This window comes from Cupriavidus sp. PET2-C1 (genome assembly GCF_054515855.1).
Genome location: NZ_CM137259.1, coordinates 1510285 through 1535394, shown reverse-complemented (window position 1 = coordinate 1535394; position 25110 = coordinate 1510285). Strand labels below are relative to the sequence as shown.

25 protein-coding genes are annotated in these 25110 nt (G+C 66.3%); 8 read left to right on the top strand and 17 right to left on the bottom strand.

Going from position 1 to position 25110, the window contains the following annotated elements; all coding sequences use genetic code 11:
- Positions 1–3: 3 nt before the first annotated feature.
- Together ACX12D_RS07065 and ACX12D_RS07060 are read right to left on the bottom strand one after the other, a co-directional pair.
- Positions 4–366 (bottom strand): RidA family protein, encoded by a 363-nt coding sequence (locus tag ACX12D_RS07065; protein WP_253930062.1) that lies wholly within the window; start codon positions 364–366, stop codon positions 4–6.
- A 62-nt stretch (positions 367–428) separates the two neighbouring features.
- On the bottom strand, positions 429–1316 hold the full coding sequence (locus tag ACX12D_RS07060; protein ID WP_459373434.1) for an alpha/beta fold hydrolase: 888 nt from the start codon (positions 1314–1316) through the stop codon (positions 429–431).
- 202 nt (positions 1317–1518) lie between these two features.
- On the opposite strand from ACX12D_RS07060, the gene ACX12D_RS07055 reads away from it, so the two are divergent.
- Both ACX12D_RS07055 and ACX12D_RS07050 read left to right on the top strand, forming a co-directional pair.
- The gene (locus tag ACX12D_RS07055; protein ID WP_459373433.1) at positions 1519–2295 is read left to right on the top strand and encodes a 3-hydroxybutyrate dehydrogenase; all 777 of its coding nucleotides are present in this window, start codon (positions 1519–1521) and stop codon (positions 2293–2295) included.
- Positions 2296–2321: 26 nt separating this feature from the next.
- Positions 2322–2795: a DUF411 domain-containing protein gene (locus ACX12D_RS07050; RefSeq protein WP_459373432.1), complete on the top strand. Its 474-nt coding sequence runs from the start codon at positions 2322–2324 to the stop codon at positions 2793–2795.
- Positions 2796–2901: 106 nt separating this feature from the next.
- Here the strand turns inward: ACX12D_RS07050 and ACX12D_RS07045 are convergent, their stop codons facing one another.
- On the bottom strand, positions 2902–3540 hold the full coding sequence (locus tag ACX12D_RS07045; protein WP_150983922.1) for a CoA transferase subunit B: 639 nt from the start codon (positions 3538–3540) through the stop codon (positions 2902–2904).
- An 11-nt stretch (positions 3541–3551) separates the two neighbouring features.
- Positions 3552–4253: a CoA transferase subunit A gene (locus tag ACX12D_RS07040; RefSeq protein ID WP_043345022.1), complete on the bottom strand. Its 702-nt coding sequence runs from the start codon at positions 4251–4253 to the stop codon at positions 3552–3554.
- Between the two features lie 173 nt (positions 4254–4426).
- On the opposite strand from ACX12D_RS07040, the gene ACX12D_RS07035 reads away from it, so the two are divergent.
- Positions 4427–4972: a PAS domain-containing protein gene (locus tag ACX12D_RS07035; RefSeq protein WP_459373431.1), complete on the top strand. Its 546-nt coding sequence runs from the start codon at positions 4427–4429 to the stop codon at positions 4970–4972.
- Positions 4973–4982: 10 nt separating this feature from the next.
- On the opposite strand, the gene ACX12D_RS07030 is transcribed toward ACX12D_RS07035, so the two are convergent.
- The 6 genes from ACX12D_RS07030 to ACX12D_RS07005 all read right to left on the bottom strand — a co-directional run bounded on the left by ACX12D_RS07030 (position 4983) and on the right by ACX12D_RS07005 (position 10783).
- Complete coding sequence (locus ACX12D_RS07030; protein WP_459373430.1) at positions 4983–5381, bottom strand: acyl-CoA thioesterase; 399 nt, start codon at positions 5379–5381, stop codon at positions 4983–4985.
- A 223-nt stretch (positions 5382–5604) separates the two neighbouring features.
- Positions 5605–6318, bottom strand: coding sequence for a DUF2968 domain-containing protein (locus tag ACX12D_RS07025; RefSeq protein ID WP_459373429.1), 714 nt, complete (start codon positions 6316–6318; stop codon positions 5605–5607).
- Positions 6319–6554: 236 nt separating this feature from the next.
- The gene (locus tag ACX12D_RS07020) at positions 6555–7583 is read right to left on the bottom strand and encodes a DctP family TRAP transporter solute-binding subunit (RefSeq protein WP_459373428.1); all 1029 of its coding nucleotides are present in this window, start codon (positions 7581–7583) and stop codon (positions 6555–6557) included.
- A 137-nt stretch (positions 7584–7720) separates the two neighbouring features.
- A complete protein-coding gene (locus tag ACX12D_RS07015; RefSeq protein ID WP_150983918.1) occupies positions 7721–9025 on the bottom strand; it encodes a TRAP transporter large permease in 1305 nt (434 codons plus the stop codon).
- Positions 9022–9630, bottom strand: a complete 609-nt coding sequence (locus ACX12D_RS07010; RefSeq protein ID WP_459373426.1) for a TRAP transporter small permease — start codon at positions 9628–9630, stop codon at positions 9022–9024. Before ACX12D_RS07010 ends, ACX12D_RS07015 begins: the two co-directional genes overlap by 4 nt.
- A 367-nt stretch (positions 9631–9997) precedes the next feature.
- Complete coding sequence (locus ACX12D_RS07005; RefSeq protein ID WP_043345010.1) at positions 9998–10783, bottom strand: SDR family oxidoreductase; 786 nt, start codon at positions 10781–10783, stop codon at positions 9998–10000.
- 347 nt (positions 10784–11130) lie between these two features.
- Between ACX12D_RS07005 and ACX12D_RS07000 the strand changes: the two genes are divergently transcribed.
- Positions 11131–12816, top strand: coding sequence for an electron transfer flavoprotein-ubiquinone oxidoreductase (locus tag ACX12D_RS07000; protein ID WP_459373425.1), 1686 nt, complete (start codon positions 11131–11133; stop codon positions 12814–12816).
- Between the two features lie 57 nt (positions 12817–12873).
- On the opposite strand, the gene ACX12D_RS06995 is transcribed toward ACX12D_RS07000, so the two are convergent.
- Together ACX12D_RS06995 and ACX12D_RS06990 are read right to left on the bottom strand one after the other, a co-directional pair.
- Positions 12874–13335, bottom strand: coding sequence for a hypothetical protein (locus ACX12D_RS06995; protein ID WP_459373423.1), 462 nt, complete (start codon positions 13333–13335; stop codon positions 12874–12876).
- 157 nt (positions 13336–13492) lie between these two features.
- The gene (locus ACX12D_RS06990) at positions 13493–14383 is read right to left on the bottom strand and encodes a flagellar brake protein (RefSeq protein ID WP_459373422.1); all 891 of its coding nucleotides are present in this window, start codon (positions 14381–14383) and stop codon (positions 13493–13495) included.
- Positions 14384–14688: 305 nt separating this feature from the next.
- Between ACX12D_RS06990 and ACX12D_RS06985 the strand changes: the two genes are divergently transcribed.
- A complete protein-coding gene (locus ACX12D_RS06985) occupies positions 14689–15387 on the top strand; it encodes a FadR/GntR family transcriptional regulator (protein ID WP_459373421.1) in 699 nt (232 codons plus the stop codon).
- 106 nt (positions 15388–15493) lie between these two features.
- A complete protein-coding gene (locus tag ACX12D_RS06980; RefSeq protein ID WP_459373420.1) occupies positions 15494–16600 on the top strand; it encodes an NAD(P)/FAD-dependent oxidoreductase in 1107 nt (368 codons plus the stop codon).
- A 30-nt stretch (positions 16601–16630) separates the two neighbouring features.
- Here ACX12D_RS06980 and ACX12D_RS06975 read toward each other — a convergent pair whose 3' ends face one another.
- The 5 genes from ACX12D_RS06975 to ACX12D_RS06955 form a co-directional block, all read right to left on the bottom strand.
- Positions 16631–17857, bottom strand: coding sequence for an MFS transporter (locus ACX12D_RS06975; protein ID WP_459373419.1), 1227 nt, complete (start codon positions 17855–17857; stop codon positions 16631–16633).
- Between the two features lies 1 nt (position 17858).
- Positions 17859–18977 (bottom strand): chorismate synthase, encoded by a 1119-nt coding sequence (gene aroC, locus ACX12D_RS06970; RefSeq protein WP_309405460.1) that lies wholly within the window; start codon positions 18975–18977, stop codon positions 17859–17861.
- An 87-nt stretch (positions 18978–19064) separates the two neighbouring features.
- Positions 19065–19784 carry a glutathione S-transferase C-terminal domain-containing protein gene (locus ACX12D_RS06965; RefSeq protein WP_459373418.1) on the bottom strand — a complete coding sequence of 240 codons (720 nt, stop codon included), beginning with the start codon at positions 19782–19784 and terminating at the stop codon, positions 19065–19067.
- 22 nt (positions 19785–19806) lie between these two features.
- A complete protein-coding gene (locus ACX12D_RS06960) occupies positions 19807–21705 on the bottom strand; it encodes an MFS transporter (RefSeq protein WP_459373417.1) in 1899 nt (632 codons plus the stop codon).
- Positions 21706–21868: 163 nt separating this feature from the next.
- On the bottom strand, positions 21869–22315 hold the full coding sequence (locus ACX12D_RS06955) for a CBS domain-containing protein (RefSeq protein WP_006163173.1): 447 nt from the start codon (positions 22313–22315) through the stop codon (positions 21869–21871).
- Positions 22316–22516: 201 nt separating this feature from the next.
- On the opposite strand from ACX12D_RS06955, the gene ACX12D_RS06950 reads away from it, so the two are divergent.
- Positions 22517–23827 (top strand): O-acetylhomoserine aminocarboxypropyltransferase, encoded by a 1311-nt coding sequence (locus ACX12D_RS06950; RefSeq protein WP_459373416.1) that lies wholly within the window; start codon positions 22517–22519, stop codon positions 23825–23827.
- Complete coding sequence (locus ACX12D_RS06945) at positions 23827–24651, top strand: alpha/beta fold hydrolase (protein WP_459373415.1); 825 nt, start codon at positions 23827–23829, stop codon at positions 24649–24651. The genes ACX12D_RS06950 and ACX12D_RS06945 overlap by 1 nt, the downstream gene beginning before the upstream one ends.
- Positions 24652–25110: the final 459 nt, after the last annotated feature.

Here is a 25110-nt window from a genome sequence, read left to right as displayed (position 1 = left end):
GCCTTACTTGAGCGCGGCGGTGACCACCACTTCGATCAGGTACTGCGGATTGGCCAGGCGAGCCTCCACGGTGGCGCGCGGGGGCGTATGGCCCTGCACCACCCACGCGTCCCAGACTTCGTTCATGATGCCGATCTGGTCGACGTCGGTGAGGAAGATCTGGCACGAGAGAATCCGGCTCTTGTCGCTGCCCGCTTCGTTCAAGAGGCGCTCGATATGTCCCAGCACCTCGGCGGTCTGGCCACGCAGGTCCGCGCCGGGATCGACTTCCGGCACCTGGCCGGCGAGGTAGACCACGCCGTTGTAGATCGCGTATTCGGACAGGCGCTTGCCCACGTGGGCGCGCTTCAGTTCATTGGTACTCATGGCAATACTTTCGTCGTCGGGTAAAACATCAAGATCATCGGGGCCAGGCAGCGCGTCTCGCTTCAGCCCGCGCCCAGGAAAAACTGCTTGGCGATGGCCACTTGCGCGGGATCGATGAACGTCGGGGCATGCCCCACATCCGGCACTTCCACGGCGGTCACGTTGCGCCCGCGCGCCACCATTTCCGCCACCGTCTCGCGCGTGAGCAGGTCGGACTGCGCACCGCGCACCAACAGCGTGGGCGCCTGGATGGCCTCGAACATCTGCCACAGCGCTGCCTCGCCCGCGCTCACCTGCTCGGGCGTGGTCTCGCGGAACGGCACCGCCATCGCCGGATCGTAATGCAAGCCCCATTCCAGGCCTTCCGCGCCCTGCACGGGCTTGAGGATGGCGCCGTTGAGCTCGCGCCATTGCTCGGGCGTGTGCCGGCCAAAAGACGCGCTGATGGTCTGAAGGTAAGCCAGGCCTTCCTCGAAGGTCTTGAAGCGCACCGGCAGGCCCAGGTAGGCACCGATGCGCTCCACCGCCGAGGCGGCGATGCGCGGGCCCACGTCGTTGAGCAGCAGCTTGCGCACCGGCGACTTGGGCAGGCCCGCCAGTCCCATGCCGATCAGGCCGCCCATCGAGGTGCCAAACCAGTCGACCTGCTCGACATTGAGCCGGGCGATCAGGGTGACCATATCGGACACGTACTGCGGCGCCACGTAGCGGCGCGGGTCCGCGAGCCAGTCCGAGCGGCCGCGCCCGACCACGTCGGGGCACACCACACGGTACTCGCCGCACAAGGCGGCCGCAACGGTGTCGAAGTCGCGGCCGGTGCGCGTCAGGCCATGCACGCACATCAGCACCCGGGGATTGGTGGGATCGCCCCACTCGTGATAGGCCATGCGGTGAAGACCCGCGGGGCTGATGCACTGGACGAAGCCGAGGCGCGGACTGACTGACGACATCTGAACTCCCTGGCAAGACGGTAGCAAGAATGGCGCCGCCGGCATGGTGGCGCCCGGGTTGGGCAAAGGTGGATTGTACGCTGCAGCAGTTACAATGCCACAGCATCGGGGTTCTCGCCGCCATGCCTTTGCCGCTGGCGCGCGACGGGTCCCTCGCGCAGTCCAATTCCAACGTGCAAAGCACTCCGACGAAAGGGCAAACATGCTTAAAGGCAAGACGGCACTGGTCACAGGTTCCACCAGCGGTATCGGGCTCGGCATCGCACAGGCGCTGGCCGCCCAGGGCGCCAACATCATCGTCAACGGCTTCGGCGATGCAGAAGCCGCCAAGCGCGAGATCGCGCAGGCCGGCACGGACATCCGCGTGGGCTACCACGGCGCGGACATGAGCAAGTCCGCCGAGATCGAGGACATGATGCGCTACGCCGATGCGGAATTCGGCGGCGCCGATATCCTCGTCAACAATGCCGGCATCCAGCACGTGGCCAATATCGAGGACTTCCCGCCCGAACGCTGGGACGCGATCATCGCCATCAACCTGACCTCCGCCTTCCACACCACCCGCCTCGCCCTGCCCGGCATGAAGCGCAAGGACTGGGGCCGCATCATCAATATCGCCTCCGCCCACGGGCTGGTGGCCTCCGCGCAAAAATCCGCCTACGTAGCCGCCAAGCACGGCATCGTCGGCCTGACCAAGGTCACCGCGCTGGAAACCGCCCAGACCGGCGTGACGGCCAATGCGATCTGCCCGGGCTGGGTGCTGACGCCACTGGTGCAAAAGCAGGTCGAAGCGCGCGCGCAGAAGGACGGCATTCCCGTGGAGCAGGCCAAGCACGAACTGGTGATCGAGAAGCAGCCTTCTGGCCAGTTCGTCACGCCCGACGAGCTTGGCGCGCTGGCCGTGTTCCTGGCCAGCGACGCGGCCCGCCAGGTGCGCGGCGTGGCCTGGAACATGGATGGCGGCTGGGTGGCGCAATGAGCGCAATGAAAACAAAGGCACAGAGCATGCAACGACGCCACGTTCTGCGCGCCCTGACCCTGGGCGCCGCCGCCTCGCTGGGGCTGCGCGCCGGCGCCAGCGCCGCTGTCGCCCCGCTCGCCATCGAGGTGTACAAGAGCCCGCAATGCGGCTGTTGCGAGGGCTGGGTCGAGCACCTGCGCGCGAACGGCGTTGCCGTGACCGTGCGCGACGTGGAAGACACCGGCGTCTATCGCGCCCGCTTCGGCATGCCAGAGCGCTTCGGCTCCTGCCATACCGGCCGCATCGCCGGCTATGCGATCGAGGGCCATGTGCCGGCCGCCGACATCAAGCGGCTGGTAGCCAGCAAACCCAAGGCCGTGGGCCTGGCCGTGCCCGCCATGCCGGTCGGCTCGCCAGGCATGGAACAGGGCTCGCGCAAGGACCCGTTCGATGTCCTGCTGGTCCGCGCGGATGGCGGCGCATCGGTCTTCGCCAGCTACAACAAGCGCAGCACTTGAAGCACCTTCAGCACCTTCAGCAGCTGACAAAGGCGCCCCGGCGCTGAGATCCAAAAAACCCCGCGAACGCAAGCTCGCGGGGTTTTTCTCATTGCGACAGCGCGTATCAGAGCAGCGGAGCGCCCGTCTTGCTCTGGATCTCTTCGCGGCTCACGCCCGGCGCGGTTTCCACCAGCTTCAGGCCAGCTTCGGTCACGTCGATCACGCCGAGGTCCGTGATGATGCGATTGACCACGCCCACGCCAGTCAGCGGCAGTGCGCACGAAGCCAGGATCTTGATGTCCTCGCTGCCGTCCTTCTTCTTGGCGGTGTGTTCCATCAGCACCACCACGCGGCCAACACCAGCCACCAGGTCCATCGCGCCGCCCATGCCCTTGACCATCTTGCCCGGGATCATCCAGTTGGCCAGGTCGCCCTTCTCGCTGACCTGCATGGCGCCGAGGATAGCCAGGTTGATATGGCCGCCGCGAATCATCGCGAAGGAATCCGCCGAGGAGAAGATCGACGAGCCCGGCAGCGTCGTCACGGTCTGCTTGCCGGCGTTGATCATGTCAGCGTCGACCTCGGCCTCGGTCGGGAACGGGCCGATGCCCAGCAGGCCGTTCTCGGATTGCAGCCAGACTTCCATGCCTTGCGGCACGTGGTTGGCCACCAGCGTCGGCAGGCCGATGCCCAGGTTCACATAGAAACCGTCCTGCAGTTCGCTCGCGGCGCGCGCCGCCATTTCGTCACGTGTCCATGCCATGATGATTCTCCTTAGCCCGCGGCACGCACGGTGCGCTGCTCGATGCGTTTCTCGGGATTGGCGTTCAGCACGATGCGCTGCACGAAGATGCCCGGGGTGTGGACCTCATCCGGATCCAGCGTGCCGGTATCGACCAGGTGCTCGACCTCGACGATGGTGACCTTGCCGGCCATCGCGCACATCGGGTTGAAGTTGCGCGCGGTGCGGCGGAACACCAGGTTGCCGGCGCGGTCCGCCTTATATGCCTTGACCAGGGCCACGTCAGCGGTCAGCGCACGTTCCATCACGTACTGCTGGCCATCGAACTCGCGGATTTCCTTGCCGTCGGCCACGATGGTGCCCACGCCGGTCTTGGTGAAGAAGGCCGGGATGCCCGAGCCGCCGGCGCGCAGCTTCTCGGCCAGCGTGCCCTGCGGGGTGAATTCCAGTTCGAGTTCGCCGGCCAGGTACTGGCGCTCGAACTCCTTGTTCTCACCCACGTACGACGAAATCATCTTTTTGATCTGGCGTGTGGCAAGCAGCAGGCCCAGGCCGAAACCGTCCACCCCGGCGTTATTCGAGATGCAGGTGAGCTGTTTGGCACCACTGTCGCGCAGCGCGGCAATCAGCGCCTCCGGGATGCCGCACAGACCGAAACCGCCAACCGCGATCGTCTGGCCGTCGCGAACGACGCCCGCGAGCGCCTCCGCGGCGCTGGCGTAGACCTTGTTCATGTTTGCTCCTTCCTCGGTGATTTCCTGTCATTGCGCCCGCCTCCAGGTGATGCCGGCGAGTCACGCAGGGAAATTGTAACGGTACAATCGGACGGAGATCGTCCGGCTGCCAACCGTCCGACAGCATACGCAAGCGTCGCATCCCGCGCCAATACGTACAATTACATAAGCAAATGCCCGCCATCGACTACCAGACCGCCTTCCAGCTCGCCCCAGTCGGCCTCGTGCTGTCGCGCGAGCGCATGATCGAGGACTGCAACGACGAGCTCTGCCGCATCTTTGGCACCACCCGGGCCGCCCTGATCGGCGAATCGTTCCAGGTGCTCTATCCCACCGCCGACGAGTTCGAGCGCACCGGCGCGCGCATCGTGCCGATCATGAACGCCAAAGGCTCCTACTCCGACGAGCGCATCATGAAGCGCGCCGGGGGCGACCTGTTCTGGTGCCACGTCACCGGGCGCTCGCTGGACCGCCAGCAGCCCTTGGGCGCCGGCATCTGGACCTTCGAAGACCTATCGCAAAAGCGCCCGGTCACCGCCGAGCTGACGGCGCGCGAACGCGATATCGCCGCGCAACTGGTGGATGGCAAGACCAGCAAGCAGATCGGCAAGCTGCTTTCCATCAGCCCCCGCACGGTGGACATCTACCGGGCCAGGCTGATGAAGAAGTACGGCGCGCATACCTCGGTCGACCTGGTGCAACGCCTGGTCAACCACTAAGGGCGACGCCCTACTCCATCAGCGCCCGGATTGCCGGCGGCACGGGCACCGATTTTTCGGCCTCGTAGTCGCACCAGACCACCTTGGCGCCGCCTTGCGCGTACACCACGTCCGGCTGGTCGATGCGGCGGATCTCCATGCGGGTCTCGAAGCTCGTGCGCCCCAGGTCGCCCGCAAACATCCGGCACTCGATATCCCCGGGATGGCGCAGCTGCTTCAGGAAACTCATGTGGGCGTTGATGATGACTGGTCCGCAACCGCTGGCGTCCTTGCCGCCATGTCCCAGCGACTCGAACCAGGCAATGCGCGCCTGTTCCAGGTAGCGGAAGTAGACCGTGTTGTTGACATGGCCCATGGCGTCCATGTCGCCCCAACGGATGGGCATGTGCAGAGTGAATACGGGTTTCATCCGCGTGAGCGTAACACCGGGAGCCGGTCGCTTCCATCGGCGAAAGCGACGGTTTGCGCATCGGCACATCAGGAGGACGGCTGCCTTGGCCTTCGATCAGCCAAGCATGCTCATCTCGGAACAAGCCGAATCTGCGTGCAGAAGTTGAGGTGAGTGCCGGCCGGCGACGGACGCCGCCGGCATGACAGGCAAAGCCAGGAAAACGATGGCTTAGCGCGATGGCTTAGCGGCGCACAGGGCGATCGCTGCCGGGCGCGCCGGGGATGCCGGGGATGCCGAGGCCGGAATCCGTCAGGGACGATTCCATGCGGCGGATCTGCTGCTGCAGCTGCTCCAGGCGGATACGGGAGGCGCGGCTCTCGATTTCCGCGCTCTGAACCTCGACGCGCGCCGTCTTCTGCTCTTCGGCGATACGCTGGCGCTGCGCCTGCATCACGCGCACGTCTTCATTGAGCGCATTGGCACGCGCCTCGGTTTCTTGCAGTGCCTTGTCAAACGCGCGTTTTTGCGATGCCAGCACCTGACGGCGGATATCGTCATCGGCCCAGGCCGCGCTCTGCTGCGTTACCTGGCGGTAAGCCTGTTCCGCCGCCCCGATCGATTCGAAGCGGAAAACCCGCCAGAGATTCTTCTGGTAAAACAGCGCCACATAGCAAACCACCTGATCGTCCGCGAGCATCAGCGTGGTGCCGTAGTCGCCGTTGTAGCTGGTGCGCAGCTCGCGCACCGACCTGTCGCGCAGGCGCTTCTGCAGCTCCGACACCAACCCCAGGGATGCCGGCGAGGCCTGCGGCATGCTGCCCGAAGCGGTCAGCGGCGCCGGGGCCACCGACATCGGCACGGGCTCGGCCGCCGCCACGACACCGGAGGCGGACAGCGACAAGGCCAGGCCGATCAGGCTGGCTAGCAAGGGGGCGCGGCAGGAATTATTCAACATGGCGTTCCGGCTGGGACGGGGACGAAATACGGTTCAGGAAATCGGGGTGCATCATGCGGCACTGCCCGGCGGCAATGATGCGCAACGCGCACCCCACCGACGGCGGATTGTAACAAGCTTCCCAGCAAGGACCGCGTTTTGTAACCATTGCGGGATTGGCGGTGCCATTCCCGCAACAGCCCCACGGGCGTGGGGGAGCGTTAGCGCCACCCCACGCCTTGGCGATTGCCAGCCGCTTAGCGCTTGGCGATCGAGGCTTCTGCCTTGCTCACCAGATCCACGCCAATCTGCTTCTTCCACTTGTCGTAGACCTTGGCCGTGGCCTTGCGGAAGGCATCGTGCTCGGCCGGCGTCAGTTGCGCCACCTTCACACCGTGGGTTTCCATATCCTTCCAGGCCGGCGCGCCCGCCTCGACCAGGCCCTTGCGGGCCAGCGCCGTTTCCTGCTTGCCGGCGTCGATGGCGGCTTGCTTGACGATCTCGCGGTCGGCCGGCGTCCAGCTTTCCCAGATCTGCTTGTTGACCACGAAGATCAGCGGGTCAGCCACGTAGCCCCAGGTGGTCACGTACTTCTGGCCCACCGTGTAGAGCTTGGCGGCGGCGAACACCGATTGCGGATTTTCCTGGCCATCCACCGCGCCCGAGGCCATGGCCGGCTGCGCGTCGGCCCAGCTCATCTGGGTCGGGTTGGCGCCGAGCGCATTGAAGGTCTCGATATACAGCGGCGAGCCCACCACACGCAGCTTCATGCCTTTCAGGTCTTCTGGCTTGCGGATTTCGCGCTTGGAGTTGGAGACTTCGCGAAAGCCGTTCTCGCCCCAGGCCAGCGGCACCACACCGGACTTGTCCAGGGTCGCGAAGATCGACTTGCCGACTTCCCCTTGCGTGAGGGCGTCCAGTGCCTTGTAGTCAGGCATCAGGAACGGCAGCGAGAACAGGTTCAGCTCCTTGACCTGCGGTGACCAGTTGATGGTCGAGCCGACCGCCATGTCGATCACGCCCTGGCGGATCGCCGAGAACTCGCGGGTCTGGTCGCCGGCCACCAGCGAGGTGCCCGGGTACAGTTTGATGTTGATGCGGCCGCTGGTGCGCTGGCGCACCAGGTCAGCCCAGATCTCGCCGCCCTTGCCCCACGGGAAGGCCGGGCCGAGCACCAGCGACATCTTGTACTCGGCTTTGTAGCTCTGCGCCATGGCGCCAGCGGGCGCGAGGGCAGCAGCGGCGATGGTGGCTGCCAGCGACAGCATCAGGGCACGACGTTTCATGGGTTCTCTCCTCTCAGGATCTGTTGTGTGTGATTTGTTTCTTATGCATTGTGCCGAGCGTGGCCCAGCGCGGACCTGGCAGCGCGGGAGCCAGTCCCGCCCTGCCTGATGAACGCCAGCAAACTCCCGCTTCAGCCTTAATAACCCAGGTAGTCAGGCAGCCAGGTCGCCAGCGGCGGGAAGGCCAGCACCAGCAGCATGGCGACAAACATCGCCAGCAGCATCCACACCACCCAGGGCACGGTCTCTTCCATGCGCACGCGCGCGATCCGGCACGAGACCATCAGGTTCACCGCCAGCGGCGGCGTGAACTGGCCCAGCGCGACCTTGAGCGTCAGCACCACGCCAAACCACACCGGGTTCCAGTGGAAGGCATTGGCGATCGGCAGCAGCAGCGGCACGAAGATCAGGAAGATTGAGATGCCGTCGAGGAACATCCCCACCGTCATCAACAAGGCCACGATCAGCGCCAGCACGCCGTATTCGCCCAGCCCGGAATGCGCGATGGCATTGGCCAGCGGATCGATCACGCCCAGCGTGGACAGCGCGTAGGCAAAGATGCCGGCCAGCGCCACCACCAGCAGGATCACCGCGGAAGTCTCCGCCGCCTCCTGGAAGATCACGAACAGGTCGCGCATGCCGATGCTGCGGTAGATCACCATGCCGACGAACAGGCCGTACACCACCGCCACCACGGCGGCCTCGGTTGGCGTGAACCAGCCCGCGCGCATGCCGCCCAGGATCAGGAACGGCGCGACCAGGCCCCAGGCCGCTTCGCGCAGGCTCTTCCAGAACGGCGGACGCGGCAAGCCGGCCTCGATGGCGCCCATATTGTGCTTGCGCGCCAGCCAGACGGCCGGCACGATCAGCGCCACGCCGGCCAGGATGCCGGGGATCATGCCGGCGGCAAACAGCGCCGGCACCGAGGCGCCGGGCACCAGCACGCTGTAGATGATGAACGCAACGGACGGTGGGATCAGGATGTCGGTCGCCGCGGCAGCGCCGACCACGGCCGCGCTGTACGCGCCTGGATAGCCGGCCCGCGACATCGCGGCGATCATCACCCCGCCCACCGCGGCCGCATTGGCCGGGCCGGAGCCGGAGATGCCGCCCAGGAACATGGCGACCAGGATGGCCACCAGCGGCAGCATGCCCGGACCGCGCCCGACGATGGCGATGGCGAAGGTCACCAGCCGCTGCGCCACGCCAGAACGGTCGAAGATCGAGCCGACCAGCACGAACATCGGGATCGCCAGCAGCGGGTACTTGCCCAGGCCGGCGTAGAAATTCTGCGGCACGGCCAGCAGGCCGAACATCTGGGTGTCCAGGTTGGACAGGCCGATCGCCACCAGGCCGCCAAGGCCCAGCGACACGCCGATCGGCACGCCCAGCATCATCAAGCCCAGGAACACCACGAACAGGATAATGGCAATGAGGGTCATGGCGTGGACTCCGACGCCGCTGCGCCGTCGATGCGCTCGGCATGCAGGGCCTTGAGCGCGCGCAGGTTGCGCACCGCTACGCCAAATGCCCGCAGCGCGATGGCGGCGGACAGCACCGGCAGCCAGACGGAGTACCACCAGCTAGGCACGCCAATGCCGGGCGAGGTCTCTCCAAACGTGTATTCGTCCCACGCCACGCGAGCGCCCAGCACCGCCAGCGCGATGAACATGACCGCAACGGCCACCGCCGACAGCACCGCCAGGCGCCGCTGCCGCGCCGCGCTGCCGCGATCGAAAAAGAACTCGATGCGGATATTGCGGTCGCGCGCCACGGCCGCGCTGCCTGCCACCAGGGCCAGCACGATCATCAGGAAGACCGAGAATTCCTCGGTCCAGGCAAACGATTCATCGGTGAAATAACGGACCACCACGTTGGCGAAGGTGATGCACACCAGCAGCACCATGACGATCACGCCAACCCAGTCTTCAATTCGCGGCGATACCTTGAAGCCGCTGTCCCCTTGCTGGCTGGCGCCAGTCTCGTCAGGCATGGCCGTGACGTGTTTTGGGTCGGCATCGCGCCGCCCCTCCCGATCTGCTTGCATCTCCCCGGCCTCCGGTCCGGTCCGCGCGGCGCCGCTGGCTGCGCACGGATTTTCTCTTTGAATTATGTAAAGACTTAATCTCAAGACATGGCGGATTATGCCAAGACTTGCAGAGCGCGCGGGAACTTTTGCTCCATGCCGCGCGTTACGCCTGCTGGACAGGGGCACCCATGCGCCCCACGCGGGCTCGCGCCAACAGGCAGTCTTCTGGCCATGGGGATCCGGCAGGCCATCGATTCCGCAGGGTGCCCAAGGGGACCGGTACGCCCAGGGACCGTGAATCGCACGCCCCGCCGCCGCTTTTGGCGCGGGCCAGGGCCAACCTGCCGGCAAGCGCACGCGAAGCGTGCGCCGCCCCTTCTGGCGGCTACACCATGCCGTCGTCGGCGGTAATGATCGCGCCGTTGATGAATGCCGACTGGTCGGACGCCAGCAGCAACAGCAGGCCGTCCAGGTCCTCAGGCTTGCCCACGCGCTTGCGGGGCAGCATCTGGACCAGCTTCTGGCCGGCGTCGGTGTCCCAATGGTGGTGGTTGATATCGGTGTCGATATAACCGGGGCAGATGGCGTTGACGTTGATGCCATGGCGCGCCCACTCCAGCGCCATCGACTTGGTCATGTGCACCACCGCGGCCTTGCTCATGCAGTACACGCCGATCTGCGAGAGCACCTTGAGCCCGGCGACCGAGGCGATATTGACGATGCGCGACTGGGGCAGCGGATTGCCGTTCTTCTCGGCGCCCTTGGCGCGCGCAATCATGCGCTTGGCCACTTCCTGCGCCACGAAGAATGCGCCCCGGGTATTGGTGTCGAAGACGAAATCGAAGTCGTCAGGGGTTACGTCGGTCAGGCGCTGGGTGGTGGAGACGCCCGAGTTATTGACCAGGATGTCGATCGCCCCGGCCTCGGTCTCGGCATGCGCCACCGCGGAACGCACGCTGTCGTGGTCGGTCACGTCGAGCTGCACCACGTGCGCGCTGCCGCCCTCGGCCTCGATCGCGGCACGCAGCTCCTTGAGCCGCTCGGTACGCCGCGACGCCAGGATGACCTTGGCGCCGGCACTCGCCAGGACGTGGGCAAACCGCGTGCCCAGACCGCTTGAAGCGCCTGTCACCAGCGCGACCTTGCCTTCCAGATTGATCGACAATCCCATAATGGCCTCTATGTTCGGGAGCCCCCGGCGCCGCCTGCCATGGCCACGGCCAACGGGCGCTCCTCGCGAAATCTGCCTGCTGAAACCGAAGGCAGCATATCAAAAAAAAGAACGGTCGTTCCAAAAAAAATCTTGCCTGACCATGGCGAGTCCCGGACAATGCCGGAGATTCTAAGAACTCGGGCCACAAAGGGAAAGAGGAAAAACGCGCATGGCCGCCACGATTTGGCGAGTGCGCCGCGCCGCCCCTGCCCCAAGTTCCCCCCGATCATCGCATCCCCGGTACTACCGAACACGGCATTTCCCACAATTGCGCGCAAGTTGCCAAGAATAGAGGGTTAGAGACAATGAATCAGCAACAGCTCCTGGAGCAGTACGGCCCCCGCGAGGCCATGGAATACGACGTCGTCATCGTTGGCGGCGGCCCCGCCGGCCTGGCGACCGCCATCCGCCTGAAGCAGCTCGCCCAGGAGAAAGGCACCGAGGTCAATGTCTGCGTGCTGGAAAAGGGCTCCGAGCCGGGCGCCCACATCCTGTCCGGCGCCATCATGGACCCGATTGCACTGAATGAGCTGATCCCCAACTGGAAGGAACTTGGCGCCCCGCTGAACCAACCGGTCGCTGAAGACAAGTTCCTGTTCCTCAACGAAACCGGCTCCAAAGCCACGCCGTCCGTCCTGCTGCCGGAGTGCTTCCACAACCACGGCAACTACATCGTCAGCCTGTCCAACTTCACGCGCTGGCTGGGGCAACAGGCCGAAGGCCTGGGCGTTGAGATCTTCCCGGGCTTCCCGGCCGCCGAGGTGCTCTACAACGATGACGGCTCGGTCAAGGGCGTGGCCACCGGCAACATGGGCATCAACAAGGAAGGCGAGCCGACCGAGAATTTCCAGCTCGGCATGGAGCTGCACGCCAAATACACCATCTTCGCCGAAGGGTCGCGCGGCCACCTGGGCAAGCAGCTGATCGCCAAGTACAAGCTCGACGACGGCAAGGATCCGCAAAGCTACGGCATCGGCCTGAAAGAGCTGTGGGAGATCGATCCCGCCAAGCACCAGCCGGGCCTGGTGGTGCACACCGCCGGCTGGCCGCTGGACCCGGCCACCTACGGCGGCTCCTTCCTGTACCACATGGAAGACAACAAGGTCGCCGTGGGCTTCGTGGTGGGCCTGGACTACACCAACCCCTGGCTCTCCCCGTTCGAGGAGTTCCAGCGCTTCAAGACGCACCCGGAAATCCGCACGTACTTTGAAGGCGGCAAGCGCATCAGCTACGGCGCGCGCGCCATTACGGCCGGCGGCCTGCTGTCGCTGCCCAAGACCGTATTCCCGGGTGGCGCCCTGGTCGGCTGCGACGCCGGTTACCTGAACGCCTCGCGCATCAAGGGCAGCCACGCTGCCATCAAGACCGGCATGATGGCCGCCGAAGCCGCCTATGACGCGCTGCAGGCCAACCGCCAGCACGACGAACTGACGGCCTACCCGACCGCCTTCGAGAACAGCTGGCTGCACAAGGAACTGCTGCAGGCAAAGAATTTCAAGCAGTGGTTCAAGAAGGGCCGCACCACCGCCACGCTGATGACCGGCATCGAGCAATGGCTGCTGCCCAAGCTGGGCATCCGCAACCCGCCCTGGACCATCCACCGCGTGAAGCCGGACCACGTCTACCTCAAGCCGGCCGCCGAGTGCCCGCAGATCGTCTACCCGAAGCCGGACGGCAAGCTCACCTTCGACCGCCTCAGCTCGGTGTTCATCAGCAACACCAACCATGAGGAAAACCAGCCGGCCCACTTGACGCTCAAGGACGCAAGCGTCCCCGTCAATGTCAACTGGGACAAGTTTGCCGGCCCCGAAAGCCGCTACTGCCCAGCCGGCGTGTACGAGTTCGTGCAGAACGACGACGGCAAGGAGCGCCTGCAGATCAACGCGCAGAACTGTGTGCACTGCAAGACCTGCGACATCAAGGATCCCACCCAGAATATCGTATGGGTGACGCCGGAAGGCGGCGGCGGCCCGAACTACGTGGGCATGTAAGTTCGCCGCAGGGCAAAAAAAATGGCACCGGATCCGGTGCCGTTTTTTTTGGGGGGCTCAGGCCTGCGGGCTCGACGTCGCGGGCGACGTCAGTGAATCATGGTAGAGCGGCTTGTCGTCAGTCACGCTCTGATACCAGCCAATCACATCGGCCACGCCAGCAATCAGCGTGATGAGTGCCGGGCCGGCGAGCGGCACCTGCCCGATCCCGTCGATCAGGGCCAGCACCACGTCCGTCATGCCGCCAGCCTCGCGCGGCTTGCCAAGGGCGGTGGCCGAAGCCACATCCAGGGGCGACATCCCGGCCAGCAGGCGTGCGCCGTCAGCGCCGGCGTCGGCGCTAACTGACTTGGTTCCACTCGATAGATCTTCCAGTCCCAGCGCGCGCTCGTCCATCGACAAAGCGCTCGTCTGGCCGCCGCCCTGCGCGATATCGGCCATGGCTGGCATGGCAACGGCTAGCAGGGCCGCCAGGATGGGCGCGCGCAAGTGCGCGCCAAGGCGGAATATGCGCTTCAAGATGTCTCCTTGGGGCAGGGATCGGGATTATCGGGATACCGGCCCGCCGCAACGCCAGCATGCCGTGCCCGATTCTCTTGTAAGGGACAGTAGAAACGGGAAGCGTGATTCGGGCAAGAATCCGTGTTAGCAGGATTGCTCCAAACGCCGCCCCTTCTCACGCGGCGGTGACCTGCATGCTGGCATTTGCCAGCAACTGCTCATAGATATAGCACTGGAGCAGCGTCAGCTCGCGCTCGCCGAGCGCGTCGAACGCAACGCCGAACGTGGGAAACTCCGCATCACCCTCGGCAGGCGATGCGTTGCGCACCGTCCCGTCGACCATGATCTCGCTGTCCAGCGCGGCGGTGCGCAGATGGAAGCACAAGCGTACCGGCGCACCGGATGCCGGCACCGCGCCGGCGATCTGGATCTGCGCGCCGCCAGTGCTCAGGTCGGTCAGCAACACCAGGCGGGCAGGCTGGTGCTGTGCCGCGGCCTCCTCATCCGTGCTGCCGGGATCAACCAGGTAAGCCGCCAGCCGCGTCGGCACGCGGGTCGCCTTGCGCACCGGCATCTGCTGCGGCTCGGCCGGCGCCGACAAGACCAGGTAGCGGAATGGACTGCGGCAGATGGCGGTTACCGTCGACTCGAAACTGAGGATGGCGTGACCGGAAAAACCGCGCAGCAACACCGTCTCGCCGGGCTTGAGCTGCAGTTCCTTCCCGCCGAGCTGCGGCCAGGTCACGAACAGGCCCTGCTCGACAAATCCGATCAGCCGGCTGGCCGCGGCGCGCCCGGTCTGCCCCGGCGATTTGAGCTGCAGCAGCGTGCCTACCTGCAGGCCAAGCGGCCCCGCACTGACCAGCCGCCCGCTGTCCGTCGGTTCGCCCGGCTCGCCTGGGTCGTCCTCTGGCCGGCACACAGTGCCATGACGGAACACCAGGGCGACGTCGCGGTCCTCGGGAATCACGCTGCCGCTGCCGAGCACGAGATTGCCTGCCTCGTCCAGCAAGGACCAAGGCAAGGGCTGGCCGACGGGGAGATCGTTAGGGGTGAGTGCAATCATGGTTAGCACCGGTGAACGCCCGGGCAGCGGGCGTGGCAGATCCAACAGCGGCTACGGGAACGCAGGAACGGTCGTCCCGGCCACCACCTAGCGAGGCGCTCAGTGCACAGAGCGGCTGGCGCGGCTGCCTCAAGGCGCCGCGATGTACCAAGTGAATAGCGCATCTCATCCAGTTTGCTATCGGCGCATTCCTGGAAAACCTTAAGAACAATCCGACGACCAAGAGGACAGGCATGCCTTGACGCCGGCCCGTTTTCCTCGCAAAATCTCGCCACAAGCTGTCTGACAGCCTTACATATTTATCGATGACCGTCCTAAGCCGCCCCGCCTCGCTTGCCGCACGTATCGCCGACGCCCTGCGCGCCGACATCGCGGCCGGCCGCTTTGCCGCCGGCGCCCGGCTCCCGGCCGAAGCCGCCCTCGGCGAGACCTTTGGCGTGAGCCGCCCCATCGTCAGGGAGGCCATTGCACAACTGAAGGCGGATGGGCTGCTGGTCACGCGCAAAGGCTCGGGTGCCTATGTATCGGACATGCCCGGCGGCCAGGTATGGCGCATGGCCCCCGAATTGCAAGGCGGCCCGACCCCGGCCCAGCTATTCGAGTTGCGCATGGTGGTGGAGTGCGCCTGCGCCGAAATGGCCGCGCTGCGCCGCACCGACGAGGACCTGCAAGCCATCCACGCCGCGCTGGCCGCGATGCGCGAGCACGCCGGAGATTTCACCAGCGCCGCAGCCGCCGACGTGGCGTTCCACCACGCCATCGCGCAGGCCGCGCACAACCCCTGCTTCACTGGCCTGACCGATTTTGTTGGCCAGCACATGCTGGCGGCGCGGCAAACCGCCTGGGAAAACGCCGCCCGCTTTCGCGGCGGCTCGCAGGGCGCGGACAGCGAGCACACCGCGCTGGTGGAGGCCATTGCCGCCGGCAACGCCAGCGCGGCGCGCCAAGCCGCACGCAGGCACCTCGGCGCGGCAGCCAAGCGCATGGGGCTGACTTTGCGTTAAGCCCTGGCGCGCAGAGCGCAGGGCCTATCCACCGCACAACACAATCCAGGGACCCGCGGCACGCATCGCGCCTGACAGGCGCCGGCCGCATCAGCAGAGAACGACAATGGAACAAGTAGATTGCGTGGTAATCGGCGCAGGCGTAGTGGGCCTGGCCGTGGCGAGACAACTGGCCATGCAGGGCCGCGAAGTCATCATCCTGGAAGCCGAGAACGCCTTCGGCACCATCACCAGCGCGCGCAACAGCGAAGTGATCCACGCCGGCATCTACTATCCGGCCGGCTCGCTCAAGGCCGCGATGTGCGTGCGCGGCAAGGCCATGCTGTACGACTACTGCGCCTCGCACCACATTCAACACCAGCGCTGCGGCAAGCTGATCGTAGCCACCACCGAGGCCCAGGTCGCCACGCTGGAAGGCATCCGGGCCAAGGCCGCGGCCAATGGCGTGCATGACCTGCAGTTGCTCAGCCAGGCCGAGGCGCAGGCGCTGGAGCCAAACCTGCAATGCCGCGCCGCCCTGCTCTCGTCATCCACCGGCATCGTCGACAGCCATGGCCTGATGCTGGCCTTGCTGGGCGACGCCGAGAACGCCGGCGCCATGCTGGCGGTGCAGTCGCCCGTGGCCGGCGGCGCCGTGATGCCGGACGGCATCCGCCTCGACGTGGGCAGCCAGGGCGAGGCGGCCGCCACCACGCTGCTGGCCCGCACCGTGATCAACTCGGCCGGCCTGACCGCGCCGGCGCTGGCGCGCAGCATCGAAGGCATGCCTGCCGCACATATTCCATCGCAGTACTACGCCAAAGGCTGCTACTTCACGCTGGCCGGGCGCGCCCCCTTCTCGCGCCTGATCTACCCGGTGCCGGAGGCCGCCGGCCTGGGCGTGCACCTGACGATCGACCTGGGCGGCCAGGCGCGCTTCGGCCCCAATGTGCGCTGGATCGACGAGATCGAGTACGGCGTGGATCCGGCCGATGCCGACAGCTTTTACGGTGAAGTGCGGAATTACTGGCCGGGGCTGGCCGATGGCGCGCTGCAGCCGGGCTATGCCGGCATCCGCCCCAAGATCAGCGGCCCGGGCGAGCCGGCGGCGGATTTCCGCATCGACGGCCCCGCTACCCATGGCGTGCCCGGGCTGGTCAACCTGTTTGGCATCGAGTCGCCGGGGCTGACGTCGTCGCTGGCGCTGGCCGAGCACGTGGCAAGCCTGCTGTGAAGCCCTGAGCGATCCAAACGCCGGCGCGCGTCAGCGCCCGGCCGGGGCGGCATCCGCCTTGGCGTCGGAAGCCGCCTCCGCACGGAACGTCATGAACGCGCACAGCGCGCCGCCCGCCGCCGCCAGTGCCGCCAGCCCGAACGTGTGAGCGGGCCCGAGCGCCTTCCAGGTCCACCCCATCGCCAGCCCGCCGCAGGTGCCGCCAAGGCCGTAGGAAAGGCCGGTGTATAGGGCCTGGCCACGCCCCTGCAAGGGGCCCGCGAACCAGCGCTGCAGGCGTTTCAGGCTGGCACTATGGTGCGCGCCGAAGGTGGCCGCGTGCAGGACCTGCACCAGCGCCATCAGCCATGACAGCTGGGCAAAGTAGCCTGTCAGGCCAAAGCGGATCGCGGCCAGCACGAAGGTGCCGGCCAGGATGGGGCGCAACGGTACGCTTGCGAACAACCGCCCCTGGTAAAAGAAGAAAACGATCTCGGCCACCACGCCGATGGTCCACATCACGCCGATGGCGAACTTGCTGTAGCCAAGCTGCTCCAGGTACAGCGAATAGAACACGTACAGCGCGGCATGGGCGAACATCATCAGGAACGCCGAGCCGAAGAACCAGCTCACATCGGGACGGCGCAGCAGCGGCAGCGCCGGCGGCGGCTTGACGCGCGGCCCGTCGTCGGGCGCATCCCGCATGCCGAACACCACCACCAGGAACAGCGCCAGCATGGCGCTCGCCAGCCACGGGAACGCCTCCATGCCGTAGCGCTCGAACAGCGCCCCGCCCAGCAGCACGGCCGCAATAAAGCCGGCCGAACCGAACATGCGGATGCGCCCGTAGCGGTAATCGAAGGCGCCGTAGCGGCGCAGCGTGGAAATGGTGAGCGCGTCGCCCAGCGGAGACATGGCGCTGGTGATCAGGTTCAGCCCGATCATCATCGCCATCATGCCGCCATAGCTGGTAACGCCGGGCACCATCAGGAAGGCCAGCAGGGATGTCACGGCGGCCAGGCGCAGCAGGCGCACGCGGGTGTGCATCACATCGGACAGCCAGCCCCAGAAATACGGGCCGACGATGCGGCTGACCTGGAAGCAGGCCATCAGCACGCCGATCTGCACCGGGGAAAAACCGCGCCCGGCGAAGAACAGGCTCACATAGGGAGAGATGACGCCGACGTAGCCGTAGTAGCCGAGGTAAAACAGGCCGAAGCGCGTCTCGGAGACGCGCCCGGCACCCGCGGCGCGGGCGTGTTGTTCCGCCTGCGCCAACTCAGCGCGACTGGCCGGACTGCGGCGACTGGGCAGGAATGCGCGGGGTATCGACCTTGACGTCGCCGCACTGGGCGCGGTGGCGCAGCGCATGGTCCATCAGCACCAGCGCCAGCATGGCTTCGGCAATAGGGGTGGCGCGGATGCCCACGCAGGGATCATGGCGGCCGAAGGTTTCCACCGTGGCGGGCTGGCCTGCCTTGTCGATGGATTCGCGCGGGGTGCGGATGCTGGAGGTAGGCTTGATTGCCAGCGAGACGGTGACGTCCTGGCCGGTCGAGATACCGCCAAGCACGCCGCCGGCGTTATTGCCGCGGAAGCCTTCGGCGCTGAGCGAGTCGCCATGCACGCTGCCGCGCTGGCTCACGCTCTCGAACCCCGCGCCGATCTCCACGCCCTTGACGGCGTTGATGCCCATCATGGCATGCGCGATATCCGCATCGAGCTTGTCGAACAGCGGCTCGCCCAGGCCCACCGGCACATGGCTCGCCACCACCTCGATGCGCGCGCCGACGGAGTCGCCGTCGCGGCGCAGCGCGTCCATGTAGGTTTCCAGCTCCGGCACGATCTCCGCATTGGGGGCGAAGAAGGGATTTTCCGGCACTTCCGCCCAGTCCACGAACGGCACGCGGACTTCGCCCAGCTGCGACATATAGCCCCGGATCTCGGTGCCGTACTGCTCGCGCAGCCACTTCCTGGCCACGGCCGCCGCCGCCACCACCGGTGCCGTCAGGCGGGCCGACGAGCGGCCGCCGCCGCGATAGTCGCGGATGCCGTACTTCTGCCAGTAGGTGTAGTCGGCGTGGCCCGGGCGGAAGGTCTCGACGATATTGCCGTAGTCCTTGCTGCGCTGGTCGGTGTTGCGGATCAGCAGGCAGATCGGCGTGCCGGTGGTCTTGCCCTCGAACACGCCGGAGAGGATCTCGACCTGGTCGGGCTCCTGGCGCTGCGTGACGTGGCGCGAGGTGCCGGGCTTGCGGCGATCCAGGTCCAGCTGGATGTCGGCCTCGGTCAGGGACATGCCCGGCGGGCAGCCATCCACCACCGCGCCGATGGCCGGCCCGTGCGATTCGCCAAAAGTGGTGACAGTGAAGAGCAGGCCGAGAGTATTGCCGGACATGATGGGAGACCGCGCAGGGCGTGAGAATTGGGGAACGGGCTACATTGTAAGGCTTTTGCCGCCCTTCCGGCCCTCCCCGGCTCGCGCTCAGGGCGCGGGCGCCGCCTGCAGGTCCGGATAGAAGCGCTCCCGCATCCGCGCCACGTAGGCCACCAGGCTGGGTTGGGATTCGGCGGCGGTGCGGATCGGCGTGTCGAACAGCGGGCACAGCGCGCCGGCCATGAAGGCGAAGACCGTGGCGTCGGCGCCGCAAGGCTTGTCGCCCATCAGGTAGGGCTGGCCGCCCAGCACATCGGCCACGGCCGCCACATCGCGGCTGGCGATCGCGGCCAGATCGGCCGGGCTATGGCGCCCGAGCCCCTGCGTCCACAGGATGCGGCGGATCTTCGCGCGCACAAAACGCATCGCCAGCCCGCGCACCGGCCACGGCACGGCGCGGAAAAACGTCGCCGGGCCCCGGGCAAAATTGGCGTCGTGGTTCCAGCGCGCGTCGGCCACCGCCCAGTAGAAGTTATCTTCCAGCATCCTCTCGACCGCCCAGGCCGTGCCGCGCTGGGACTGCGTCAGCCCTTCATCGAAGTCGACGTGGTAGGTCTTCTCCAGATGCCAGCGGATCAGCGTGGAGTCCGCCACCACGCGGCCCTCGTCGTCGAGATAGGGCAGCTTGCCCTTGGGCGCGCGCCGCAGGCCGCCCTGCGCGGCGCGGTACGGCAGCCCCGCGAGCTTGAGCAGCATGTCGGCCTTGGTGACGAAAGGGCTGGCGTCTGGCAGGCCGAACGCCGGCCCGAAGGTGTAAAGGGTGATCATGGTTGTCGCCTCTCGCTTGTCGTTAGCGCCACTCGCCGCGCAAGCCCTGCACGACTTCCTGCAGGCCCTCCGGCGTGGCCAGTTCCGGCGCGATCGGGTCGCCCACGACCAGCTCCAGCCGGTTCAGGATGCCGCGCCGGAATGGCCGGGACATGGCATTGCCGCCCTTGCGGGAGAAAAAGCTGCCCCACAGCCCGCGCAGCGCCATCGGCACGACCGGCACGGGGGTGCGCCGGATGATCTGCTGCACGCCCTGCTTGAAAGGATTGAGCTCGCCGGTGGCCGTGATCTTGCCCTCCGGGAAGATGCAGACCAGGTCGCCGCCGGCCAGCGCCCGCGCGACTTCGTCGTAGGCGCGCTCCAGCATGACCGGATCCTCGTGCGCCGGCGCGATCGGGATCGCCTTGGCCTGGCGGAAGAACCACGACATCAGCGGCACCTTGAAGATGCGGTGATCCATCAGGAAGCGCACCGGCCGCGGGCTGGCGGCCATCAGCACCACCGCATCGGCAAAGCTGACGTGGTTGCACACCAGCACCGCCGCGCCCTCGGCCGGAATGTGCTCGGCATTGACGCGCTTCAGGCGATACACCGTGTGCACCAGGATCCAGGCAATAAAGCGCAGCAGGAACTCCGGCACCAGCGAATAGATGTAGACGGCGACCACCGCGTTGAGCAGCCCCACCACCAGGAACAGCTGCGGAATGCTGAAGCCAGCCTGGGTCAGCACCACCGCCAGCAGCGAGGAGCCGATCATGAAGAAGCTGTTGAGGATGTTGTTGGCGGCGATGATGCGGGCCCGGTGCGTCGGCGCGCAGCGGCTCTGGATCAGCGCGTACAGCGGCACGCTGTAGAAGCCGCCAAACATCGCCAGCAGGAACAGGTCGATCAGCACGCGCCAGTGGCGCGGGTCGGCGGCAAAGCTGGCCAGCCCGGACAGTTCGCTGTGCCGCTCGCCGCTGCTGGCGAAGAACAGGTCGATCGCGAACACCGTCATGCCGATCGAGCCGAACGGCACCAGGCCGATCTCGACATGCCGCCCAGACAGCCGCTCGCACAGCAGTGAGCCGGTGCCGATGCCCAGCGAGAACACCGCCAGCAGCAGCGTCACCACGTTCTGGTCGCCGCCCAGCACGTCCTTGGAAAAGCTGAAAAACGAGGTGAGGAAGGTCGCGCCCAAAAACCAGAGCCAGGAAATCCCCAGCAGGCTCAGGAACACCGTGCGGTCGGTGCGCGCCAGCTTGAGGTTGCGCCAGGTCTCGGTAAACGGGTTCCAGTTGATGCGCAGGTCGGGTTGCGGCGCCGGCGAGTCCGGCACGCGCGCGGACACCATGCGGCCGGCCAGCGCCAGCGCTACGCAGGCTGCGCCGACATAGAACGGCCCCACGATCTTCTCGCCATGGGTCAGCCCGGCCAGTTCGCCGCCAAGCAGGGTGCCAAGCAGGATGGCCACGAAGGTGCCCATCTCCACCAGGCCGTTGCCGCCCACCAGTTCGGTCTCGTCAAGGTGCTGCGGCAGGTATGCGAACTTGACCGGCCCAAACAGCGTCGAGTGCAGCCCCATCAGGAAGGTGCCCGTGTAGAGCAAGGGCGCGCTGTGCATGGCAAATCCCGCCAGCCCCAGCAGCATGATGGCGATTTCCAGCGTCTTCACCAGCCGGATCAGCCGGGACTTCTCGATCTTGTCGGCGATCTGGCCGCTGGTGGCCGAGAACAGCACGAACGGCGCGATAAAGATGGCCGAGATCAGGAATGCCGCGCTCTTGGCGTCAACGCCGTCGAACAGGGCCGTATGGTAGGTGACCAGCGAGGTAAAGGCGACCTTGAACAGGTTGTCGTTCATGGCGCCCAGGAACTGGGTCCAGAAAAACGGCGCGAAGCGGCGCGTGCGGAGCAGACGGAATTGGTTTTGTTGGCTCATGTAGCGCTCATGTAGCGGTCGGCTCAAAAAGATGCCGCGTCGTTGCGCGGCATTTACCACTTGTACGGACTACGGGCCGCGCCCCGGGACGGAGTACAGCCCGCAGCGCCTCGATCGACACAACCCGGCCGCCGCTACGTGGCGCCTCTCGCGCCATGGCGGCTCAATCGGTCTTTTCTTCCGGCCAGTCGCGGATGTAGGCCTTGAGCATGCGGTTCTCGAAGCTCTGCTCTTCCACCACGGCCTTGGCCACGTCGTAAAACGAAATCACGCCCATCAGCGTCCGGTTGTCCAGCACCGGCAGGTAACGGGTGTGGCGCTCCAGCATCATGCGGCGGACTTCATTGACGTCCGTCTCCATGGTGCAGGTCAGCGGCGCGTCGTCCATGACCTTGCGCAGGCTGGTGGTGCCGACGTTGCCGCCGTTGGCGGAGAGCGTCTTGATGATCTCGCGGAAGGTCAGCATGCCGACCAGGTCGCCGTATTCCATCACCACCAGCGAGCCGATATCGTGCTCGGCCATGATGTTGACCGCCAGCAGCAGTGACGTTTCCGGCTTCACCGTATAGAGCGTGTTGCCCTTGATCTGCAGGATGTCGCTGACTTTCATGATGGTCTCCGCTTGCTGAATCTGCTGTTTTGCTGTTTATTACCTGCCGCTGCCGGCATGGCCTGATGCGCCGATCCTAGCCGAAACCAGCCGCACAAGTAAAGCACGGGCCGCCGCCGGGGCCGCCAAGGCTATTTGCCGTGCCCCCGGCGGCAGCGGATGCTACGATGCGATCCGGAGACAACTCTAGCCCTGGAAGCCATGTCCGGTACCCGTTTCGACACCCTGGCGCTGCATGCTGGCGCCGCCCCCGACCCCGCCACGGGGGCGCGGGCCACGCCCATCCACCTGACGACATCCTTCGTGTTTAAAGACAGCGAGCACGCCGCCTCGCTGTTCAATATGGAACGCGCGGGCCACGTCTACTCCCGCATCTCCAATCCGACGGTCGCCGTCTTCGAGGAGCGCGTCGCCGCCCTGGAGAACGGCGCCGGCGCGATCGGCGTGGCTTCTGGCCAGGCCGCCCTGCATCTGGCGGTGGCGACGCTGATGGGCGCGGGCTCGCACATCGTGGCGTCCAGCGCCCTGTATGGCGGCTCGCACAACCTGCTGCACTACACGCTGCGCCGCTTCGGCATCGAGACCACCTTCGTGCAGGCGCGCGACATCGACGCCTGGCGCGCGGCCATCCGGCCCGAGACCAGGCTGCTGTTTGGCGAGACCCTGGGCAACCCCGGGCTGGACGTACTCGACATCCCGACCCTGGCGCAGCTCGGCCAGGACAACGGTATCCCGCTGCTGGTCGACTCCACCTTCACCACGCCCTACCTGCTCAAGCCCTTCGAGCTGGGCGCCGGCCTGCTCTATCACTCGGCCACCAAATTCCTGGGCGGCCATGGCACCACCATCGGCGGCGTGCTGGCGGAAGGCGGCACCTTCGACTTCGAAGCCTCCGGGCGCTTCCCGGAACTGTCGGAGCCCTATGCTGGCTTTCACAACATGGTCTTCACCGAAGAGAGCACGGTGGCGCCGTTCCTGCTGCGCGCGCGCCGCGAAGGCCTGCGCGACTTCGGCGCCTGCCTGAGCCCGATGGCCGCCTGGCAACTGCTCCAGGGCATCGAGACGCTGCCGCTGCGCATGGCCCGCCATGTGGACAACGCGCGCCGCGTGGTGCAGTTCCTGGTGTCGCACCCGATGGTCGAGTCGGTCGCCTATCCGGAGCTGGAATCCCACCCTGACTACGAACTCGCCAAGCGCCTGCTGCCACGCGGCGCGGGCGCCGTGTTCAGCTTCAACCTCAAGGGCAACCGTGGCGCAGGCCAGCGCTTCATCGAAAGCCTGGCGCTGTTCTCGCACCTGGCCAATGTGGGCGATGCCCGCTCGCTGGTCATCCACCCGGCCTCCACCACCCATTTCCGCATGGACGCCGCGGCGCTGCAGGCGGCTGGCATCAGCGAAGGCACCATCCGCCTGTCGGTCGGACTGGAAGACCCGGACGACCTCATCGACGACCTCAAGCGCGGCCTCAAGGCCGCCGAGAAAGCCATGAGCGCCAAGGGAGGGCAAGCCTGATGGAACTGACGATCGCAGGCCGCAAGGCCTACGCCTACACCGGCGGCAAACCCTTCGACCCGGCCCTGCCCTGTGCCGTGTTCGTGCACGGCGCGCAGAACGACCACAGCGTCTGGGCCCTGCAGACGCGCTGGTTCGCCAACCACGGTTTCAGCGTGCTGGCCGTGGACCTGCCCGGCCACAACCGCAGCGAGGGCGAGCCCCTCAAGACGGTCGAGGCGATGGCCGACTGGGTGATCGAGCTGGTCCGCGCAGCCGGCGTCAGCGCCCCCGCGCTGGTCTTCGGGCACAGCATGGGCTCGCTGATCGCGCTGGAAACGGCCGCCCGCCACCCTGACGCGGTGCGCGGCATCGCCCTGCTTGCAACGGCCTACCCGATGAAAGTCGCCGATGCCCTGCTCGACGCCTCGCTCAACCGCGTGGACCAGGCCATCGCCATGGTCAACGCGTGGTCGCACTCCAGCCTCGCCAACAAGCCCTCCTCGCCGGGACCGGGCTCGTGGATGCAAGGCGGCAGCCAGCGCCTGATGGAACGCGTAGCACAACGCAACCCCGAAGGCCACGTCTTCCACAACGACTTCTCCGCCTGCAACGCCTACGCCAACGGCGACGCCGCCGTGGCCGCCGTGCGCTGCCCCGCCCTGTTCATCAGCGGCAGCAAGGACATGATGACCTCGCCCAAGGCCGCCCAGGCGCTCGCGGCCAGGATGGCCTCGGCCAGCACGGTCACGGTGCCCTGCGGGCACGCGCTGATGGGGGAAAGGCCGGATGAAGTACTGGACGCGCTGGCAGCGTTCGCGAGCAAGGTGGTAGCGGCGGGTTGAAGGCTGCGGCGTAGCAAGCGCCCGCCCTCTCCCCCGGCCCCTCTCCCACAAGTGGGAGAGGGGAAAACCAGCGGGAGAGTCAGAGCCTCGATTCGGTGTAGCCGTGATTCCCGCCCTTCGGGCGGGAATCACCCCAGCGCGATGCGAAGCGAGCCGTCAAGGTTCACCTAGGCCGTATGGGGCGCCTCGGGATTTCACGAAAAGAGCGGAAAAGAGGGACCCATGTCTGAGTATCGCCTTAAGGCGATGCGAGTTTGGGTCCCGGCCGCTCTTTTCGTGAAATCCCGAGGGGGTAGTCGCCCCATCCGGCGCGCCTTTTTTGCCTACTTTTTTGGCAAGACAAAAAAGTAGGTCGCCGCCCCGCAGGGGTGGTGAAACTGCAGTTGCCCTTGACGTTAAGCCGTTGCAGTTGCAGTCGCAGTCCCCCCCCACCTAAACTAAAAGTCCCCGAACACCCCC

Excerpts from the sequence above, each read along its gene's own strand:
- ACX12D_RS07065 (WP_253930062.1), bottom strand. The coding sequence starts at position 366 with ATGAGTACCAATGAACTGAAGCGCGCCCACGTGGGCAAGCGCCTGTCC.
- ACX12D_RS07060 (WP_459373434.1), bottom strand. The coding sequence starts at position 1,316 with ATGTCGTCAGTCAGTCCGCGCCTCGGCTTCGTCCAGTGCATCAGCCCC.
- ACX12D_RS07055 (WP_459373433.1), top strand. The coding sequence starts at position 1,519 with ATGCTTAAAGGCAAGACGGCACTGGTCACAGGTTCCACCAGCGGTATC.
- ACX12D_RS07050 (WP_459373432.1), top strand. The coding sequence starts at position 2,322 with ATGCAACGACGCCACGTTCTGCGCGCCCTGACCCTGGGCGCCGCCGCC.
- ACX12D_RS07045 (WP_150983922.1), bottom strand. The coding sequence starts at position 3,540 with ATGGCATGGACACGTGACGAAATGGCGGCGCGCGCCGCGAGCGAACTG.
- ACX12D_RS07040 (WP_043345022.1), bottom strand. The coding sequence starts at position 4,253 with ATGAACAAGGTCTACGCCAGCGCCGCGGAGGCGCTCGCGGGCGTCGTT.
- ACX12D_RS07035 (WP_459373431.1), top strand. The coding sequence starts at position 4,427 with ATGCCCGCCATCGACTACCAGACCGCCTTCCAGCTCGCCCCAGTCGGC.
- ACX12D_RS07030 (WP_459373430.1), bottom strand. The coding sequence starts at position 5,381 with ATGAAACCCGTATTCACTCTGCACATGCCCATCCGTTGGGGCGACATG.
- ACX12D_RS07025 (WP_459373429.1), bottom strand. The coding sequence starts at position 6,318 with ATGTTGAATAATTCCTGCCGCGCCCCCTTGCTAGCCAGCCTGATCGGC.
- ACX12D_RS07020 (WP_459373428.1), bottom strand. The coding sequence starts at position 7,583 with ATGAAACGTCGTGCCCTGATGCTGTCGCTGGCAGCCACCATCGCCGCT.
- ACX12D_RS07015 (WP_150983918.1), bottom strand. The coding sequence starts at position 9,025 with ATGACCCTCATTGCCATTATCCTGTTCGTGGTGTTCCTGGGCTTGATG.
- ACX12D_RS07010 (WP_459373426.1), bottom strand. The coding sequence starts at position 9,630 with ATGCAAGCAGATCGGGAGGGGCGGCGCGATGCCGACCCAAAACACGTC.
- ACX12D_RS07005 (WP_043345010.1), bottom strand. The coding sequence starts at position 10,783 with ATGGGATTGTCGATCAATCTGGAAGGCAAGGTCGCGCTGGTGACAGGC.
- ACX12D_RS07000 (WP_459373425.1), top strand. The coding sequence starts at position 11,131 with ATGAATCAGCAACAGCTCCTGGAGCAGTACGGCCCCCGCGAGGCCATG.
- ACX12D_RS06990 (WP_459373422.1), bottom strand. The coding sequence starts at position 14,383 with ATGATTGCACTCACCCCTAACGATCTCCCCGTCGGCCAGCCCTTGCCT.
- ACX12D_RS06985 (WP_459373421.1), top strand. The coding sequence starts at position 14,689 with ATGACCGTCCTAAGCCGCCCCGCCTCGCTTGCCGCACGTATCGCCGAC.
- ACX12D_RS06980 (WP_459373420.1), top strand. The coding sequence starts at position 15,494 with ATGGAACAAGTAGATTGCGTGGTAATCGGCGCAGGCGTAGTGGGCCTG.
- aroC (WP_309405460.1), bottom strand. The coding sequence starts at position 18,977 with ATGTCCGGCAATACTCTCGGCCTGCTCTTCACTGTCACCACTTTTGGC.
- ACX12D_RS06965 (WP_459373418.1), bottom strand. The coding sequence starts at position 19,784 with ATGATCACCCTTTACACCTTCGGGCCGGCGTTCGGCCTGCCAGACGCC.
- ACX12D_RS06960 (WP_459373417.1), bottom strand. The coding sequence starts at position 21,705 with ATGAGCCAACAAAACCAATTCCGTCTGCTCCGCACGCGCCGCTTCGCG.
- ACX12D_RS06955 (WP_006163173.1), bottom strand. The coding sequence starts at position 22,315 with ATGAAAGTCAGCGACATCCTGCAGATCAAGGGCAACACGCTCTATACG.
- ACX12D_RS06950 (WP_459373416.1), top strand. The coding sequence starts at position 22,517 with ATGTCCGGTACCCGTTTCGACACCCTGGCGCTGCATGCTGGCGCCGCC.
- ACX12D_RS06945 (WP_459373415.1), top strand. The coding sequence starts at position 23,827 with ATGGAACTGACGATCGCAGGCCGCAAGGCCTACGCCTACACCGGCGGC.